The organism is Lentzea sp. NPDC003310, from assembly GCF_040610935.1.
Taxonomy (GTDB): Bacteria; Actinomycetota; Actinomycetes; order Mycobacteriales; family Pseudonocardiaceae; genus Lentzea.
Genome location: NZ_JBEXNC010000015.1, coordinates 184678 through 200814, shown reverse-complemented (window position 1 = coordinate 200814; position 16137 = coordinate 184678). Strand labels below are relative to the sequence as shown.

At 72.8% G+C, this 16137-nt stretch carries 17 protein-coding genes; 4 read left to right on the top strand and 13 right to left on the bottom strand.

What is annotated here, in order from left to right; all coding sequences use genetic code 11:
- Positions 1 to 29 precede the first annotated feature (29 nt).
- Both ABZX02_RS30105 and ABZX02_RS30100 read right to left on the bottom strand, forming a co-directional pair.
- Complete coding sequence (locus ABZX02_RS30105; RefSeq protein ID WP_355303025.1) at positions 30 to 884, bottom strand: peptidoglycan DD-metalloendopeptidase family protein; 855 nt, start codon at positions 882 to 884, stop codon at positions 30 to 32.
- 115 nt (positions 885 to 999) lie between these two features.
- Entirely contained in the window at positions 1000 to 1620 is a 621-nt protein-coding gene (locus tag ABZX02_RS30100) for a CBS domain-containing protein (RefSeq protein ID WP_355303023.1), read from the bottom strand.
- A 226-nt stretch (positions 1621 to 1846) separates the two neighbouring features.
- Between ABZX02_RS30100 and ABZX02_RS30095 the strand changes: the two genes are divergently transcribed.
- Entirely contained in the window at positions 1847 to 2395 is a 549-nt protein-coding gene (locus tag ABZX02_RS30095; protein WP_355303021.1) for a DoxX family membrane protein, read from the top strand.
- Positions 2396 to 2410: 15 nt separating this feature from the next.
- On the opposite strand, the gene ABZX02_RS30090 is transcribed toward ABZX02_RS30095, so the two are convergent.
- From ABZX02_RS30090 to ABZX02_RS30060, 7 genes are all read right to left on the bottom strand, one after another.
- Positions 2411 to 3004: a hypothetical protein gene (locus tag ABZX02_RS30090; protein WP_355303019.1), complete on the bottom strand. Its 594-nt coding sequence runs from the start codon at positions 3002 to 3004 to the stop codon at positions 2411 to 2413.
- A 102-nt stretch (positions 3005 to 3106) separates the two neighbouring features.
- On the bottom strand, positions 3107 to 3253 hold the full coding sequence (locus ABZX02_RS30085; protein ID WP_355303017.1) for a hypothetical protein: 147 nt from the start codon (positions 3251 to 3253) through the stop codon (positions 3107 to 3109).
- A 16-nt stretch (positions 3254 to 3269) separates the two neighbouring features.
- Positions 3270 to 4061, bottom strand: a complete 792-nt coding sequence (gene ppk2 / locus ABZX02_RS30080; protein WP_355303127.1) for a polyphosphate kinase 2 — start codon at positions 4059 to 4061, stop codon at positions 3270 to 3272.
- 95 nt (positions 4062 to 4156) lie between these two features.
- Positions 4157 to 4558 (bottom strand): CBS domain-containing protein, encoded by a 402-nt coding sequence (locus ABZX02_RS30075; protein WP_355303015.1) that lies wholly within the window; start codon positions 4556 to 4558, stop codon positions 4157 to 4159.
- Positions 4555 to 5004, bottom strand: a complete 450-nt coding sequence (locus tag ABZX02_RS30070) for a universal stress protein (RefSeq protein ID WP_355303013.1) — start codon at positions 5002 to 5004, stop codon at positions 4555 to 4557. The genes ABZX02_RS30075 and ABZX02_RS30070 overlap by 4 nt, the downstream gene beginning before the upstream one ends.
- A 24-nt stretch (positions 5005 to 5028) precedes the next feature.
- On the bottom strand, positions 5029 to 7593 hold the full coding sequence (locus ABZX02_RS30065) for a GNAT family N-acetyltransferase (protein ID WP_355303011.1): 2565 nt from the start codon (positions 7591 to 7593) through the stop codon (positions 5029 to 5031).
- The gene (locus ABZX02_RS30060; protein WP_355303009.1) at positions 7590 to 8084 is read right to left on the bottom strand and encodes a universal stress protein; all 495 of its coding nucleotides are present in this window, start codon (positions 8082 to 8084) and stop codon (positions 7590 to 7592) included. The genes ABZX02_RS30065 and ABZX02_RS30060 overlap by 4 nt, the downstream gene beginning before the upstream one ends.
- Before the next feature lie 332 nt (positions 8085 to 8416).
- On the opposite strand from ABZX02_RS30060, the gene ABZX02_RS30055 reads away from it, so the two are divergent.
- The gene (locus ABZX02_RS30055; RefSeq protein WP_355303007.1) at positions 8417 to 9073 is read left to right on the top strand and encodes a response regulator transcription factor; all 657 of its coding nucleotides are present in this window, start codon (positions 8417 to 8419) and stop codon (positions 9071 to 9073) included.
- A 4-nt stretch (positions 9074 to 9077) separates the two neighbouring features.
- Here the strand turns inward: ABZX02_RS30055 and ABZX02_RS30050 are convergent, their stop codons facing one another.
- Positions 9078 to 10751, bottom strand: coding sequence for a GAF domain-containing protein (locus ABZX02_RS30050; RefSeq protein WP_355303005.1), 1674 nt, complete (start codon positions 10749 to 10751; stop codon positions 9078 to 9080).
- Between the two features lie 141 nt (positions 10752 to 10892).
- Between ABZX02_RS30050 and ABZX02_RS30045 the strand changes: the two genes are divergently transcribed.
- Both ABZX02_RS30045 and ABZX02_RS30040 read left to right on the top strand, forming a co-directional pair.
- Positions 10893 to 11891, top strand: a complete 999-nt coding sequence (locus ABZX02_RS30045; RefSeq protein WP_355303003.1) for a nitroreductase family protein — start codon at positions 10893 to 10895, stop codon at positions 11889 to 11891.
- 131 nt (positions 11892 to 12022) lie between these two features.
- The gene (locus tag ABZX02_RS30040; protein ID WP_355303001.1) at positions 12023 to 12631 is read left to right on the top strand and encodes a universal stress protein; all 609 of its coding nucleotides are present in this window, start codon (positions 12023 to 12025) and stop codon (positions 12629 to 12631) included.
- Between the two features lie 2 nt (positions 12632 to 12633).
- Here the strand turns inward: ABZX02_RS30040 and ABZX02_RS30035 are convergent, their stop codons facing one another.
- From ABZX02_RS30035 to ABZX02_RS30025, 3 genes are all read right to left on the bottom strand, one after another.
- Positions 12634 to 14862, bottom strand: coding sequence for a molybdopterin-dependent oxidoreductase (locus tag ABZX02_RS30035; protein WP_355302999.1), 2229 nt, complete (start codon positions 14860 to 14862; stop codon positions 12634 to 12636).
- Positions 14863 to 14872: 10 nt separating this feature from the next.
- Complete coding sequence (locus tag ABZX02_RS30030) at positions 14873 to 15451, bottom strand: TetR/AcrR family transcriptional regulator (RefSeq protein ID WP_355302997.1); 579 nt, start codon at positions 15449 to 15451, stop codon at positions 14873 to 14875.
- Between the two features lie 208 nt (positions 15452 to 15659).
- Positions 15660 to 16043, bottom strand: coding sequence for a hypothetical protein (locus tag ABZX02_RS30025; RefSeq protein WP_355302995.1), 384 nt, complete (start codon positions 16041 to 16043; stop codon positions 15660 to 15662).
- Positions 16044 to 16137: the final 94 nt, after the last annotated feature.

Genomic DNA, 16137 nt, shown 5'->3' with positions numbered 1-16137 from the left:
CTCTCGCCGCAGACCGGTTCCCCCAGGCCTCAGCAGTCGATGTGGATCTTGTCGATGTCGTTGGTGTAGAAGTTGCCCTGCGTCCCGACCTCGACCCAGCCGTGCAGGTCGAAGTGGTCCCCGGACTCGACGTCCCACACGTAGACCCAGACCTTGCCGCTGCCGTAGTTCGCGATCGACGAGATCCTGTCCTGGTAGATCCCGCCCCGGAGGTCGTGCGTGCCGCACCGTGCCGCCGTGAACAGCTTGTTCTGGCCGTCGGTGCCGTCGTAGTAGCAGGAGTAGCCGGCCTGGCAGTCCCAGGCGCCACCACCGCAGTTGCGGCTGGTGACGTTGCGCCAGGTGCTGCCCGACCCGGTGTAGGTCACGCCGTTGAACTTCGCGGCGACCCGTTCCGTACCCGCCGCGCCCCACGTGACGACGCCGTTGCCGTTGCTGTCGAAGCCCTGCTCGTAGTGCAGGTGCGGGTGGTTGTTCGAGGTGGGTCCCGTCCGTCCCACCCGCCCGATCAGCTGGCCCTGCGCGACGTGGGTGCCGGCCTCCACCAAACGGACCTGGAGGTGCAGGTACGTCGTGAAGTGACCGTTGCCGTGGTTGATCTGGATCATGTTGCCGGCGTTGGAGTGGTAGTAGGACTGGTTCACGGTGCCCGCGGCCGGAGCGTGCACCGCCGCACCCTCCGTGCCGACCTGGTTGGGCTCGCGGACCATGTCCAGCGCGGGGCTGTGGCCCCAGGTGTCGAGCCGCCACTGCTGACCGCACGCGAAGGGCAACTGGAACGCGGGCGCCGCCTGGGCGGGCGCCGCGACCGACACCGTCAGTCCACTCGCGACCGCCACGCACAGGGCGGCGGCGCGGAGTTTGCTCACTATCCCGGCTCTCATGGTCCTCTTCCTGACCGTTGTGGGGTGTGGTGCCCGCGGAGGGCACCTCCCACCGTGCGCCGAGGTGTTCGCGAGATCTCCCGGGATTCCAACAATCCGCAGGTCAGGACGATCTTCAGCCGTCCGCGTGCGCCAGCTCGCGGACGAACCGCACGTCGGTCACGCCCGCGACGGCCCGGACGAGCACGTCCGCCACGTGCCGTTCGGTCGCATCGCCCATCCGGTCCACAATGGACACTAGACCGCCGGACACCGCCACCTCCCAGCGCCGCGCGCCACCGAGGATGCCCAGCCGGTGCCGGATCTCCGCCTCGACGACCCAGTCCGCGCGGGTGATCGACCTCAGCATGTCCCGCCGCGTCACGACGCCGGCCAGCCGTCCCTCGTCGACCACCGGGACGCTGCGGACGCCGTGGGCGAGCATGAGGTCGGCGACCTCGGCCAGGTCTGTGTTCGGGTTCACCGTCACGTCCGGCGTCCGCATCACCTGCACGACCGCGTGCGCCGGCACCTGCCTCGGCCGGACGGGCTCGCCGTGCACCAGCCCGCGCGGGTCCTGCGGCAGGCGGTGCCGCAGGAGGTCCTCCTCGGCGACCACGCCCACCAGCGCGCCGGAGGGATCGACCACCGGCAGTGCGGTGAAGCCGCGGTCGGCCAGCACCCGCGCGGCCTCGCGGGCCGGGGTGTCCGGGGCCACGACCACCACGTCGGTCGTCATCACGTCTCGGGTCCTCATGACGCTCCTCAGCCGAAGATCTCGGGATGGCGGTGTCGTTCCAACCCCAGGACACCCACCACTCCTCCTGTGCCGCCAAGCCTTCCCGGTGCCCAGGTGACCGCCCACCCGCCAAGGGCGCGGGTGGGCCGGGCGTTCGGTCCCGGCCGGTTCGGGACCAAGGTCCGCGTTCGCGGCCGTGCGCGGAGAACAGACTCGACGCGGAAGAACTTCTTGGGAGGTAACGATGTCCGTTGTTCAAGCTCCTGCTCACACCCGGACGGACACGGGGGCGGTGGCCCTCGCGGTGCTGCGCCTCGCGACCGGGGTGCTGTTCCTCTGGGCGTTCGTGGACAAGGCGTTCGGCCTCGGCTACGCCACCAAGCCCGAGAACGCGTGGTTCGCGGGAGGGTCGCCCACCAGGGGCTTCCTCAGCCGGGTCGACGTCGGTCCGTTCGACACCGTGTTCCGCGGCATCGCCGGGGCGTGGTGGGCCGACGTCCTCTTCATGGCCGGGCTCCTCGCGATCGGCGTCGCGCTGGTCCTCGGCATCGGCCTGCGCGTCGCCGCGGCCGCCGGCACGGTGATGATGCTGCTCATGTGGGCCGCGGAGTGGCCGCCCGCCCAGCACACCGCGAGCGGCGAGGCGACGATGTCGACCAACCCGGTCGTCGACTACCACGTCGTCTACGCGCTCGTCCTGGTCGCGGTGGCGGCGGCGCCCTCGGCGACGTGGAGCCTCTCGCCGTGGTGGACCAAGCTGCCGCTGGTCCGGGCGAACCCCTGGCTGCGGTGACGCCGCGGGGTCAGCTCACCGTCCGGTCCACTCCCGGGCGGTGAGCTCCCACTCGAGGTGCCACCACCGCAGCCGGATCTTCATGTGCGCGAACCGCACCAGGCAGAACAGCAGGGCGATCGCGCCGAGCACGACACCCCACAGCACCAGCGCGCTGGTGATCGCGGTGAACGCCGCTCCCTGAACCGTCGCGGGCGGCGCGGTGACCTGACCGCTGCGGTCGATCCAGACCCGCACCGAGGTCCCGGCCTCCGCACCGAACGGCGCCCGCACGGCACCACGCCGCACCGTCCCGTCGGGCAGGAGCCAGGACGCGACCGCCTCGGTCGTCTCGATCACGGCCTCGCTGTCGGCCGCACCGCCCAGCGACGGCGCGTCCTCGACGAGCACGGCGTCGACCTGGTGGCGGCTCTGCTGCTCGACCTGCACGCGCGCCCCCTGCGCCGCGTAGACCTCCGAGCCGACCGCGGCGGCCACCGGGACCATGCCGAGCGCCGCCACGACGCCGAGCGCGAGCACCGCGCCCTCGAGCCGGTCGCCGTACGTGGCCAGCGGGTTGCGGCCGGGGAAGAGCCGGCGCGTCAGCCGGAGCAACAGGTTCGCGTGCACCGGCCCAGCCTCCCCGGCGCGGGCGGCGCGTCACAGGGACCTTGGTCGCGTCCGCGATGGGCCACTGGTCTCAACCGGGGCGGCCGGTCGGACCAGGAGCGGTCACCAGCGGCAGGCGGTGTCCGGTTCGCAGCAGGGCGCGAGGAAGCGGCAGCTGGGGCAGATCCACTTCGACCCGTTGCCGTAGGGGCGCAGGTCGTCGTTCTCGCACTGCGGGCACTGGGGCAGCTGGACGGTCCGCTCGGTCACGGCGGACACCGTACCGTCACCCGAGTTTCGCGGCGTGGTCCGGCACCTCGCGCTCCAGCACCCGCGGCGTGCGCTGGTAGCCGCTCGACGGCGGCCGCGCGGGCAGCTCGATCTTCGGTGCGGTGACCTCGTGGTAGTCGATCGTGCCGAGCAGGTGCGCGATCATGTTGATCCGCGCCCGCCGCTTGTCGTCGCCCTCGACGGTGTGCCACGGGGACTCGTCGATGTCGGTGTGCAGCATCATCTCGTCCTTGGCGCGCGAGTAGTCCTCCCAGCGCGTCAAGGACTCCAGGTCCATCGGGGACAGCTTCCACCGCTTGAGCGGGTCGTCGAGGCGCTTGCGGAAGCGGCGTTCCTGCTCGGCGTCGCTGACGGAGAACCAGTACTTGCGCAGCAGGACGCCGTCCTCGACGAGCATCCGCTCGAACCGCGGGCACTGCCGCAGGAACAACTCGTGCTCCTGCGGCGTGCAGTAGCCCATCACCCGCTCGACACCCGCGCGGTTGTACCAGCTGCGGTCGAGCAGCACGATCTCCCCCGCCGCCGGCAGGTGTGCCACGTAGCGCTGGAAGTACCACTGCGTGCGTTCGCGTTCGCTGGGGGCGGGCAGCGCCACGATCCGGGCGACGCGCGGGTTCAGGTGCTCGGTGATCCGCTTGATCGCCGAGCCCTTGCCCGCGGCGTCGCGACCCTCGAACACCACCACCAGCCGGGCGCCGGTGGCCTTCACCCACTCCTGCAGCTTCACCAGCTCGGTCTGGAGCTGGAGCAGCTCCCGCTCGTACACGCCCCGGCCCAGCTTCGCCATCGGCCACCCTTCGTCCGGCTCCAGCGCCCCGGCGACGTGCGCCGCCCCGCTCAGCATGATGACCATGAGCCCGGGCTGCCACCCGAGCGGGGCGGTCAGCGGTGGACCGGCGTGCGGTCGGTTCCCGCGTGGAGGGCGGTGCGGCTGATGGCCTGGAGAGCGGACAACCGCGTGACGACGCCGACGACCTGCCCGTCGTCGAGCACGGGCACCGCCAGGACCTCGTGGCGGGTCATCGCGTCGAACAGCGTGGTGAGCGGTGTGTCCCTGGCGGCGACCAGCACCGGCCGCGTCATGACCTGCTCGACGTACGGCGAGCGGACGCCTTCCTTGCCGCGCAGCACGTCCACGCGCGTCACGACGCCCAGGAACACGCGCTCGTCCGAGACCGGCAGCAGCGTCAGGCCGAGGTCGTCCATCAGCCCGCCCGCGTGCCGGGCGAAGTCGCGCGGCCCGACCGTGACGAGCGGCTGCACCACGGCCTCGTCCGCCCTCATCGCGCGGTCTCCGCGAGCTCGCGGTCGGTCACCGGGATGACGACGACGGGCGCGTGGGCGTGCCGCACGACGTGCATGCTGGTCGAGCCGAGCACGAGCCGGCGGATCCGGTGGTCGGTGTGCGAGGCCACGACCAGCATCGCCGCCCCCTCCGACGCCCTCGCCAGCGTGTCGGCCGCCTCGCCGCGCAGGCTCACGCGGACCACGTCCGGCAGCTCGCGGTGCTTCTCGGCGGCCCTGCCCACGGCCTGGTCGAGCAGTTCCTGCGACCGCTCGCGCTCGCGCTGCTCGGTGGTCTCGGTCCAGTCGCTCAGCGCCTCGAACGTCCAGGCGTGCACGACCCGCAGCGGGCAGCGGCGCACGACCGCCTCGTCCAGTGCCCAGTCGAGCGCACGGTCCGAGGCGGGCGTCCCGTCGACGCCCACGACGATCGGCTTGGTGTGCATGGCTCTTCTCCCTCGTTCGTCGGGTCAGCTGGTGCGCAGGCGGCGCAGGAACGGGTCGGTGTGCCGGGCGGGCGCGACGCGGACCCGCGCGTCCACGGCGAGGCATCCCTGCCCGGTCAGCACGAGCGGGTTGAGGTCGAGCTCCACGACCTCGGGCAGGGCGCCGGCGAGCTCGGCCACCCTCAGCAGGACGTCGCGCACGGCGTCCTCGTCGGTGTCCCGCACGACGTGGCCGGACGCGCGGAAGCCGTGCAGCAGGTCGTCGGCGTCCGCTGTGGACAGTGGCGCGAGGGCGGCGGCCCGGTCGTCGAGCACGTCGGTGTCCACGCCGCCGAGGCCGGTGACGACCAGCGGGCCGAACCTCTCGTCGCTCACGACGCCGACCAGCAGCTCGCGGCCGCGTTCCGCCATGGGCTGCACGAACACGCCGCGCAGCCGGTCGCCGAAGCGTTCCCGGAACGCGCGGAACGCCGGTGCCACGCCGTCGGCGGTGACGTCGAGCTCCACCCCGCCGCCCTTGCTCTTGTGCAGCAGGTCGTCGGCCACGGCCTTGAGCGCGACCGGCACGTCGTAGGCCTGCTGGGCCGCGACCGCGTGCTCCTCGGTCGTCGCCATCGTCCCGCCCAGCACCGGCAGACCGAACGCGGTCAGCAGCGCGATGACGTCGTCCGGAGGCAGCCAGCCCTCCCGGCCGGTCACGAGCGTCCTCGCGGCGTCGAGGTCGATCCGGCCGAGGCGGGCGAACTCCCTCGGCCGCGCCAGCCACTCGGCGCGTTCGACGAGGCGGGCGAGCGCCGCGGCGGCGCGGGCGGGTTCGGCGAGGCAGGGCACCTCGCCGAGGCGTTCGGTCTGCCCGGTGCGCACGGCCAGCACCGGCTTGCCGGCCACCCCGTGCACGCCACGGGTGGGATCGCCGAGCGCCGTCGGGACCGTCACGGTGATCACCGACTCGACCGCCGGGTCCGCGGCGACGACGTCCAGGCACCGCGCGAAGGTCTCCTCGTCGACCACCGCGGTGGTGTCGACCGGGTTGTGCACGCTCGCCGTGGCCGGGACCAGTTCGGCCAAGGCCTTCCTGGTGTCGTCGCCCAACGTGGCCATGCGCAGGCCTTCGCGCACACAGGCGTCCGCGGTCAGCACGCCGAGTCCGCCCGCGTTGCCCAGCACGGCGACCGCGGGTCCGGTGGGCAGCGGTTGCAGGCTCAGCGCCAGCACGGCGTCGGTCAGCGCGGGCACGCCGTCGACCGCGATCACGCCCGCCTGCCGGAACAACGCGTCCCTGGTGACCGACGGCGTCGCGGCCGAGGCGGTGTGCGAGGCGGCGGCGCGCTGCCCCTCCTCGCTGGTGGCGGACCGGATGGCGAGCACCGGTTTGCGCGCGGCGACGCGGCGGGCGAGCCGGGCGAACTTGCGCGGGTTGCCGAAGGACTCCAGGTACAGCGCGATGATCCGGGTGCTCTCGTCGTGCTCCCACCACATCAGCAGGTCGTTGCCGCTGACGTCGAGCTTGTCGCCGGTGGAAACCAGGTTCGACAACCCGAGCCCGAGGCGGCGCAGCTCCTCCTGCACGCCGATCGCGATCCCGCCGGACTGGGTGACCAGGCCGACGCCGCCGGGCAGGGCGCCGCGCGCGGCGAACGTGGCGTTCATCCGCACGCCCGGCGCGGTGGTCGAGACACCGAGGCAGTTCGGGCCGACGAGCCGCATGCCGTGTGCCCGCACGGGTTTCAGCAGTTCCTCCGCGTCGACACCGGACGCGAGAACGACCAGCGCGCGCACTCCCCTGCGGCCGCACTCCTCCGCCACGGCCGGGACGGACCGCGCCGGCACGCACAGCACCGCGAGCTCGGGCGCGTGCGGCAGGTCGCTCACCGAGGCGTGGCAGGCGACTCCGGCGACAGACTTCGCGTGCGGGTTGACCGCGTACACGTCGCCGCAGAAGTCCACCAGGTTGCGCAGCACGGCGTTGCCCACCGAGGACTGCGAGCGACCTGCGCCCACCACGACGACCGACGAGGGGCGCAGCACGTGCGCGAGGCTCGCGACGTCGGCGACGGACTCCCGTTCGCCCACCGCGTCGAGGTAGGTGTCACCGGGTTCGAGCACCAGCTCGACGAAGACGGTCTCACCGTCGGGCACGATCCCCGTCACGAGTCCCAGGTCGGTGAACACGCGCAGCATCCGGCCGTTGATCGTGAGGACCTCGGCGGTGAAGCGCCGGACACCGCGCCCGCGCGCCAGCGAAGCGAGGTGTTCGAGCAGCAGCGTCCCGACGCCGTGGGTCTGCTCGGTGTGCGACACGGCGAGCGCGACCTCCGCGAAGTCGGTCTCGCGCACCACCACGTAGCTCGCGACGCCCAGCAGCCGGTTCTCCCGGAACGCGCCGAGCACGACGTGCCGGGGCGCGTCCGGGGAGACCATCCGCGCGACGAAGTCCTCCAGCTGCCGCGGCGACGTGCTGAAGAACCTCAGGTACCGGTCCTCGACCGGCAGGCCGCGGTGCAGCTCCAGCAACGCCGGCACGTCGTCCGGCCCCAGCTCGCGCACCGCGACGACCGAACCGTCCGTCAGCACCGCCGCCGCGTTCACAGCAGCGGTCCCGGCGTGAGCGGGAGCGCGGGCTCCACGACGTGCTCGGTCTTGGGCTCCCTCACCACGACGACCGGGCAGGCCGCGTGGTGCACGCAGTAGGCGCTGACCGAACCGATGATCGCCTCGACCAGCCTGCCGTGCCCCCGGTTGCCGACGACGAGCAGCGCCGCGTCACCGGAGGCCTTGAAGAGCACGTCACGGGCGTCGCCCTCGACCAGGACCCGGCGGATCTCCACGTCGTCGAAGCCCTCCACCGCCCGGTCGAGGACGCCCTGCGCCGCCGACTTCAGGGCCTGCGGCGACACCTCGGCGAAGATCTCGGCGGGCAACGGCCCGATCATCACGCCGTAATCCGCGTGCCACGCCGTCACCGCGTCGACCGCGCACCCGCGCCGGCGGGCGTCCTCGACGGCCCAGCGCAGCGCGGCCAGGGAGGCGGGTGATCCGTCGACTCCGACCACCACGGGCCGGGACTCGTTCTCGCTCATGCGGTTCAGCGTTCCGGCCGGCGCGGCGGGCGGTGAGTGGCCGCGGTCCCCCGGCGTCCGGGACCTTGGTCCCCGGCGGGCCGGGCCACCGGCGCGCGACCGTCCACTCGCGACTCGTGGCAGCTGGGCGAGCCGGTCGCGGGCATTCGGGCGCACCGCCTGGACCGGATCGCCCAGCCCCGCCTTCAGGCCCCTTCGCCCGTCGCCGTTCGACCCCATACTGGAAGGGCGCCGGGCCCGTCGATTCCACGTGACAGAGTCTTTGGTCCCTGTGCCCGCCCGCCCCGGCGGGGCGATCGTGGAGGCGGAACGGTCGAGGAGAGGTGGTTGCGGTGGTGTCGCGAGTCTTCCTGGTGGACGACCACGAGGTCGTCCGGGTCGGGATCAGGGAGTTGCTGAGCGCTTCGCCCGACCTGGAGGTCGTGGGCGAGGCGTCGTCCGTGACGGAGGCGCTCACGCTGCTGCCCGCGACCGCCCCCGACGTGGCGGTGCTCGACGTGCGGCTGCCCGACGGCAACGGCATCGAGCTGTGCCGCGAGCTGCGGTCCCGGCTGCCGGAGCTGAACGTGCTGATGCTCACGTCGTTCACCGACGACGAGGCGTTGTTCGACGCGATCATGGCCGGGGCGTCCGGGTTCGTGCTCAAGCGGATCCTCGGCACCGACCTGACCACGGCGGTCAAGACCGTCGCGGCGGGACAGTCCCTTTTGGACGCGCGCTCGACGGCCGCGCTGCTCAACCGGATCCGCCGCGAACGCGAGCAGGGCGACCCGGTCCGCGCGCTCACCGAGCAGGAGCGCACGGTGTTCGACCACATCGGCGACGGCCTGACGAACCGGCAGATCGCGGACAAGATGTTCCTCGCGGAGAAGACCGTGAAGAACTACGTCTCCCACCTGCTCGCGAAGCTCGGCCTCGAGCGCCGCACGCAGGCCGCCGTGCTCTCCTCGCAGCTGCGCAGGCCGAACCACGACACCGAGACAGGCTGACCCGTCAGTCCAGCGGGACCCGCCACGTCACCCGCGTTCCCCCGCCCGGTTCCTCGGCCACGGTGAGCGCGCCGCCCAGCGAGGTGGCGCGCTGCTCCAGGTTCCGCAGGCCGCTGCGCGCGACCTCGGGAGGCATGCCCAGGCCGTTGTCGACCATCGTGATGATCAGCGCGTCGCCCGCCTCGACGGTGAGCGTCATCTCGGTCGCGCGGGCGTGCCGCAGCGCGTTGCTCACGGTCTCCCGCACGACGGCCTCGGCGTGCTCGCCGATGTAACCGGGCACCAGGCTGTCGATGGTGCCCGACATCCTGATCGCCGGGCTGCGCTCGGCGCCCTCGGTGGTCTCCGCGACGATGTCGAGCAGCCGGCGGCGCAGGCCGGTGTCGCCGGAGTCGGCCTGCAGGTCGAAGATCGACGTGCGGATCTCGAGGACGGTCTGGTCGAGCTGGCCGACCGCCTTCTGCACCCGCTGGCGCGCCTCGGGGTGCGTGACCCACGTCAGCGAACCCTGCAGGCTCATGCCGGTGGCGAACAGCCGCTGGATCACGTGGTCGTGCAGGTCGCGCGCGATCCGGTCGCGGTCCTCCAGCACGTCGACCAGGCGCCGCGCGTCCTGGTTCTCGGCGAACTCGATCGCGACCACGGCCTGGTCGGCGAACGACGCGAGCAACGGCATCAGGTCCGCCCCGAACGCGGGCGAGTCCTTGTCCCGCACCGCGAGCAGCACCCCGGTCACGGACGTGCCCGCCCGCAGCGGCAGCACGGCCGCCGCCCCCGTCCGCGCGGGCAGGTCGCCGAGCCGGTCGTCGACGTCCTCCAGCAGCGCGGGCGCGGCCGTCTCCAGCACCTGCGCGAACACCGGTGCGTCGCTCCGGAACTCCTCCGGCGCGGGCTCGCGGCCCGCCTCCGCCGCCTTGCGCAGCAGGTCGTCCTCGCGCAGCAGCACCACCGCCCACGACGCCGCGGTCAGTTCGGCGGCGCGCTGGGCGATCAGCCGCAACGCGTCGTCGGCGGTCGCACCGGCCAGCAGCTGCGCGTTGATCTCCGCGGTCGCCTCCAGCCACCGCTCGCGCATCCGCGACCGTTCGAACAGGCGGGCGTTCTCGACGGCGACACCGGCCGCGGCGGCCAGGGCCTCCAGCACGACCTCGTCGTCGGCCGTGAAGTCGCCGCCGCCCTTCTTCTCGGTCATGTAGAGGTTGCCGAACACCTCGTCGCGCACCCGCACGGGAACGCCGAGGAAGCTGTGCATCGGCGGGTGGTTGGCCGGGAAACCGACCGACGCGGCGTGCTCGCTCAGGTCGTGCAACCGGATCGCCCGCGGGTCCTTGATCAGCAACCCGAGCAGGCCCTTGCCCTCCGGCAGGTGGCCCATGTGCGACCGCGTCTCCGGGTCGATGCCGACGTAGACGAACTGCGAGAGGTTGTGCCGCGACCCGAGCACGCCCAGCGCGCCGTAGCGGGCTCCCACGAGCTCCACCGCGGCCTGCACGATCCGTTGCAGCGTCGAGTCGAGCTCCAGGCCCGCGCCAACCGCGAGGACGGCGTCGAGCAGGCTCTGCATCTTGTCCCTGGTCGACCCGATCTCGGCGAGCCGGTCGCGCATCTCGTCGAGCAGTTCGTCCAGCCGCAGACCGCCGAGCAGGCTGCGGGAGGGCGTCTCGTCAGGACCCACCATGGATCAACCTTTTCACGGGCACCGGGCGTCGCCAAGCAGTCCCGGCCAGGTCGGGACCTTCGACAGTGGGTCGCCCCGCGGAGATCGCGGAGAGTGGATCCGACGACACGTTCGACCAGGCAACACGATGGGGTGAAGGACATGAGCCAGGTGACCGCCGCGCTGGGCCTGGGGCCCGACCAGATCGAGAGCGTGCTCACGGCCGCGTCCCTCGCACCGTCCGTGCACAACACCCAGCCCTGGCGGTTCCTGGTCAGGCGGGACCGCATCGAGCTGCACGCCGACCCGGCCCGCAGGCTCGCGGCGACCGACCCGGAGGACCGCGAGCTCCGGCTGTCCTGCGGCGCCGCGTTGTTCAACCTCCGCCTGGCACTGGAGCTGCAGGGCGTGCGCCCGCTGGTGTCGATGATGCCCGGCCGCGACGCGCCGGGTGCGCTCGCCGTGGTGCGGCGCGGCGGCTCGATCAGGATCAACGCGGAGAACCGCGCCCTGCTCGACGCCGTGCCGCACCGGCGCACCAACCGCAGGCCGTTCCTGGAGGCGGCGGTCGACCCCCGGCAGCGCCACGCCCTCGTGCGCGCGGCCGAACTGGAACGCTCGTGGCTGCACGTCATCACGACACCGCAGGACCGCGCGCAGATCCAGCGGCTCGTCCGCCAGGCGCACGAGATCCAGCTCGGCGACGAGGCCGTGCAGGCGGAACTGGCCGCGTTCACCGGTCACCGCCCCGGCGCGGCCGACGGCGTGCCCCCGGCGTCGGCGGGTGTGCGGCCGGAGATGCAGGACGAGTGGGCGTTCCGCGACTTCCAGGGCCCGGAGCGCCACCCCGGCAAGGACTACGAGTCCGACCCGCTCGTCGTGGTGCTCTGCTCGTTCTACGACGGACCGCTCGGCGAGATGCAGGCGGGCCAGGCGATGCAGCGCATCCTGCTCACCGCGACGACGCGGGGCCTGTCGGCGTCGTTCCTGTCGCAGCCGGTGGAGGTGCGGCAGGTGCGCGACCAGCTGCGGCGGTCGCTCGGTGGGATGCTGGTGCCGCAGACCGTGCTGCGGCTGGGGTTCAGCACACCGGTGCCGGCGACGCCGCGGAGGCCGGTGGCGGAACTCCTGGTGGAGTCGGACGAGCGCGCGCCCTGCTGAGCCGGCCTCGGGCGGTTCGGCGGCGAGGGCCGATTGCCCGCCGGGGTCCCTGCCGGGACGGGACTTTGGTCCTGCGACGAACCGCCCTTCCCGCCCTGCTCCGGACGGACGCGGTCGCGCATCGTCTACGCATGCACCCAGTCGTGATCATCCAGGACGGCGCCCGGCGTGACGAGAACGCGCTGCGGTGGGCCGCCGCCCACGCCCAGCTGATCGGCACCGGCCTGGAGATCCACCGTCCGCACGACGACTTCCGCGCCCAGCTCGTCGTCGCCGGCCACCGCCTCGTGCGGCCGCCGGCGCACTGCGACATGGTCGTCGTGCGCGGCACGCCCGCCGCGGTCGACTCCCGGCACCGGCTGGTCACCGCTCTGGTGAGCGGCGGCCCCGGCGACGGGCGGGTGCTGCGCCACGCCGCCGACTTCGCCCGGCTGCGCGGCGCCCGGCTGCGCGTCCTGCACGCGACGTCGTCCGGCGAGGCACCGGATCACGTGCTCGCGCGGGCTTCCGCGGTGCTCGGCTCCTTCGCCCACCGCACCGTGCTCGTGCAGGCCGAGCCGCACGAGGCGGTCGCGCGGTGCACCGACTCCGACCTGGTCGTCGTCGGGTCCGGCAGCGTCTTCACGACCGCCGCGCTGCACCACGCGCCGTGTCCGGTTCTCGTGGTGCGGCAACCGGTTCTGGAACACTTCCCCATCGCGGTTCCCGCTCCGCGCCGGCCCGCTCGCGCGCAGGCCTGAGCTCAGCCCAGCGGTTCGAGCCGGGCCGGCACGTGCTTGTGCCACGGCGTTCCCGCCCACTCGTCGCGGTCCTCGGCGGCGGTGAGCTCGTTGGGCGCGACGCCGGTGCGTTCGTGGACCGTGAGGCCGAGGCCGTTGGGCAGCGAGATGTGGCCGGAGCGCATGGACTCCGTGATCTCCACCAGCACCTCGGCGTTGCCGCGCCGCGTGGTGAGGCGGACCTTGTCGCCGGTGGTGACGCCCAGTTTCGTCGCGTCGGTGGTGCTCATGCGCAGCCGGCCGTCCTGGTCGCGGCGGCGCCAGGTGGGGTCGCGCATGATCGTGTTGGCCGTGAACGCGCGGCGCTCCCCCGCCGACAGCACGAACGGCCACTCCGGATCCTCCTGCGGCACCGGCCTTTCACCGAGGGCGGCGACGGCGGCCAGCAGGTCCGGCACGTCGAGGTTGACGCGCTCGCGCGGCATGCGCTGCCACGACGCGTCGTAGGTGTCGTGGGTGATCTCCACGCCGTGCGCGCCGTTCACGATCGCTTCGAAAAGTCGTTCTCCCGCTTCGAGTCCGGAGCCGTAGCCCGCCTTCTCGACACCGGCCGGGTTCTTGCGGGCGCACTCGTGCGCGGCCATCCACAGCACCGCGGCGGCCGAGGCGTCGTGCGGCAGCGTCGGGCCGAGCGTGCGGTAGAGCAGGACGGCGGCGAGACGGCGTTTCGCGGGATCGGCGACGGCGGTGAGGAACGCCTGCGCGAACGCGGCGCGTCCGGCCGCGGCGGCCTCGCGCAGGGGCGCGTAGTCGGCCTCGGTGAGCGCGCCCGAGGCCTCGACCAGCCGGGCGTGGATCTCCGGCTCGGGCAGGGGCCCCTCCGGCGCGGCCACGACGGGGTGCCGCAGGTGGAAGACGTTGCGCGGGAAGTCGAAGTTGAAGAACGTGGCCTCGAACTTCTCGAACTGCGTCGGCGCGGGCAGCACGTAGTCGGCCAGGCGCGCGGTCTCGGTCATCGCGACGTCGATGACGACCACGAGCTCCAGCGCTTCGAGCGCCTCGCGCATGCGGGCGGAGTCGGCCAGGGAGTGGGCGGGGTTCGCGCTCTCGACCAGCATCGCGCGGTAGCGGGCCGGGTGGTCGGTGAGGATCTCCTCCGCGATCACGTTGCACGGCACCAGGCCGCTGATGATCCGGGCGCCCGCGACGGGGCTGCGCGGGCCCTCGTCGCCCGCGTACCCGCGGTCGCGGCCGATCGGCACCAGGCTGGACGGCACGTACTGGGCGCCCTGCTTGCCGAAGTTGCCGGTGAGCAGCCACACCAGCTTCTCGACGTAGCTCACGAGCGTGGAGTCGCGGTTCATCTGGACGCCCAGGTCCTCGAACACGGCCACGGACTCCGCGGCGGCGATCCGGGCGGCGACGGCGCGCACCAGGGTCTCCTCGACGTCCGCGACGGCGCAGTAGTCGCCGACCGGGACCTGCCGCAGGACCTCGGTGACGGCGTCGAGGCCGTCGGCGTGCGCGGCCAGCCACTCGGAGGCGATCAGGTCCTCCTGCACCAGCACGGCGGCGAGGGCGGTCATCAGGTAGAGGTCGGTGCCGGGCCGGACCTGGAGGTGGAAGTCGGCGAGCTCCGCGGTCTCGGTGCGCACGGGGTCGATCACGATCATCGACCGCGCCGGGTCCTTGCCGATCTCCTTGAGCACCGAGCGGGCGCGCGGGAAACCGTGCGACTGGTAGGGGTTCTTGCCGACGAAGAGCGCGACCTCGCAGTGCTCGAAGTCCGCGCGGGTCATGTTGCCGAGCATGCGGGCGCTGACCCAGAACTCGCCGGTCTTCTCCTGCGCGAGCGCGGACGAGCGGTAGCGCGCGCCGAACGCGGCCAGCGTGGCGGGCGAGTACGCGCCGCCGAGGTGGTTGCCCTGACCACCACCCCCGTAGTAGAAGATCGTCTCCCCGCCGAACGCGTCGCGGACCTCGCCCAGCCGGGCCGCGATCTCGCTGATGGCGGTGTCCCAGCCGATCTCCTCGAACGTGCCGTCCTCCTTGCGCCGCAACGGGTGCGTGATCCGGCCGGTGTTCCCGTTCTGGTGCAGGTCGAGGCGCAGCGCCTTGTTGCACGTGTAGCCGGCCGACGCGGGGTGGAGCTTGTCCCCGCGGATCTTGTCGAACGACCGGCCGTCCTCGCCGACGAGGACCTCGATCCCGCAGTTGCACTCGCAGAGGATGCAGGCACTGGGTTTCCACATGGCCGGACTCCTAGTCTCGTTGCCGCAGAAGGGGTGCGATCTCGGCGAGCACGTCGTCGAGCGGTCCGAGGTCCCGCCGCGCGCGGCAGAGGATGATCGCGCCCTCGATCGCCGACACGATCAACGTCGCCAGCCGCCGCGCGCGGTCCGGCGCGAAACCGCAGCCGGACAACGCGTCCACGAGGCTCGCCTGCCAGCGGGCGAAGATCTCCCGCACGACCTCGCCCGCGTCGGGGACGACGTCACGGCTGTCCATCGCCATCGCGGCGACCGGACAACCCGCCCGGTAGTCGGTCTTGACGAGCGCCCGCTTCCAGAAGGCGACCAGGCGGTCCACCATCTGCTCGACGTCGCCCTCGGCCGCCGAGTCGCGGACCATCGCGGCGATGTAGTCGCCCGCCTGCCGGACCGCGCCGAGGACCAGCTCGTTCCGCCCGCCGGGGAAGTGGTGGTAGACGGACCCGCGCGGCGCCCCGCTGTGCGCGAGCACGGCGTCGACCGTCACGCCGGCCGCGCCCCGTTCCCGCAGCAGGAGCACGGCGCTGTCGAGCATCCGCTGCTTGGTCCCGCGCCTGCCCGGCTCGCTCATCGCGCCTCCCTGAGTCGGGAGTATGGCAGAGACCATAATCGGTGTCACGGCGAAGCCGGTGGCGCCCCCTGAGCACCACCGGCTTCGCGGTCAACGGGTCGTCGGCGTCGCGAGTGCGGCACCGGCTTTCAGGCTGCGGAGCCGCTCCACTCACACCCCCAGCGGCATTCAGTCAGCGGAACCGCCCGGCCACACACGCCCCACCAGCTCACACGACCCACCAGTCGACGCACCACCGGGCGACGTACCCCCGCCGCCCGTTCCAGGTGACGCCGATCCAGCGCGGCGTGTTCACGCCACCGCAGGCCGTGTAGGCCTTGCCGGTCGTCTCGGAGCAGTCCGCGACGGCGCTCTGCCCCGGCTGGATGATGCCGAGCCGCGTGGACCCGGCGTCGGCGCGCAGCCGCACGTTGACCCCGGACACCCCCGGTGCCGGGGCGACGCGGCACGCCGCGGTGCCGACCCCGGAGACCGAGACACCGGCCGGCGTGGCGGCGGGTTCGGCCGCGGCGTTCGCCGTCGACGGCGCCAGCACGAGCGCGATGCTCGCGAGGACCGTGCCGAGCGAGAGCAGGACACTTCGTTTGCGCATATTTCCCCCTCAGGAAACGCGGCCTGATCGGCCGTCGACGCCCTGTCTACGGTGGCCCGGTGTTGTTCGGAACCCCGTGCCGCGGCCGGAAAAC

What these genes read in the sequence shown, in the direction of transcription:
- ABZX02_RS30105 (WP_355303025.1), bottom strand. Translation starts at nt 884, where the DNA reads ATGAGAGCCGGGATAGTGAGCAAACTCCGCGCCGCCGCCCTGTGCGTG.
- ABZX02_RS30100 (WP_355303023.1), bottom strand. Translation starts at nt 1,620, where the DNA reads ATGAGGACCCGAGACGTGATGACGACCGACGTGGTGGTCGTGGCCCCG.
- ABZX02_RS30095 (WP_355303021.1), top strand. Translation starts at nt 1,847, where the DNA reads ATGTCCGTTGTTCAAGCTCCTGCTCACACCCGGACGGACACGGGGGCG.
- ppk2 (WP_355303127.1), bottom strand. Translation starts at nt 4,061, where the DNA reads ATGGCGAAGCTGGGCCGGGGCGTGTACGAGCGGGAGCTGCTCCAGCTC.
- ABZX02_RS30075 (WP_355303015.1), bottom strand. Translation starts at nt 4,558, where the DNA reads ATGAGGGCGGACGAGGCCGTGGTGCAGCCGCTCGTCACGGTCGGGCCG.
- ABZX02_RS30070 (WP_355303013.1), bottom strand. Translation starts at nt 5,004, where the DNA reads ATGCACACCAAGCCGATCGTCGTGGGCGTCGACGGGACGCCCGCCTCG.
- ABZX02_RS30060 (WP_355303009.1), bottom strand. Translation starts at nt 8,084, where the DNA reads ATGAGCGAGAACGAGTCCCGGCCCGTGGTGGTCGGAGTCGACGGATCA.
- ABZX02_RS30050 (WP_355303005.1), bottom strand. Translation starts at nt 10,751, where the DNA reads ATGGTGGGTCCTGACGAGACGCCCTCCCGCAGCCTGCTCGGCGGTCTG.
- ABZX02_RS30045 (WP_355303003.1), top strand. Translation starts at nt 10,893, where the DNA reads ATGAGCCAGGTGACCGCCGCGCTGGGCCTGGGGCCCGACCAGATCGAG.
- ABZX02_RS30040 (WP_355303001.1), top strand. Translation starts at nt 12,023, where the DNA reads ATGCACCCAGTCGTGATCATCCAGGACGGCGCCCGGCGTGACGAGAAC.
- ABZX02_RS30035 (WP_355302999.1), bottom strand. Translation starts at nt 14,862, where the DNA reads ATGTGGAAACCCAGTGCCTGCATCCTCTGCGAGTGCAACTGCGGGATC.
- ABZX02_RS30030 (WP_355302997.1), bottom strand. Translation starts at nt 15,451, where the DNA reads ATGAGCGAGCCGGGCAGGCGCGGGACCAAGCAGCGGATGCTCGACAGC.
- ABZX02_RS30025 (WP_355302995.1), bottom strand. Translation starts at nt 16,043, where the DNA reads ATGCGCAAACGAAGTGTCCTGCTCTCGCTCGGCACGGTCCTCGCGAGC.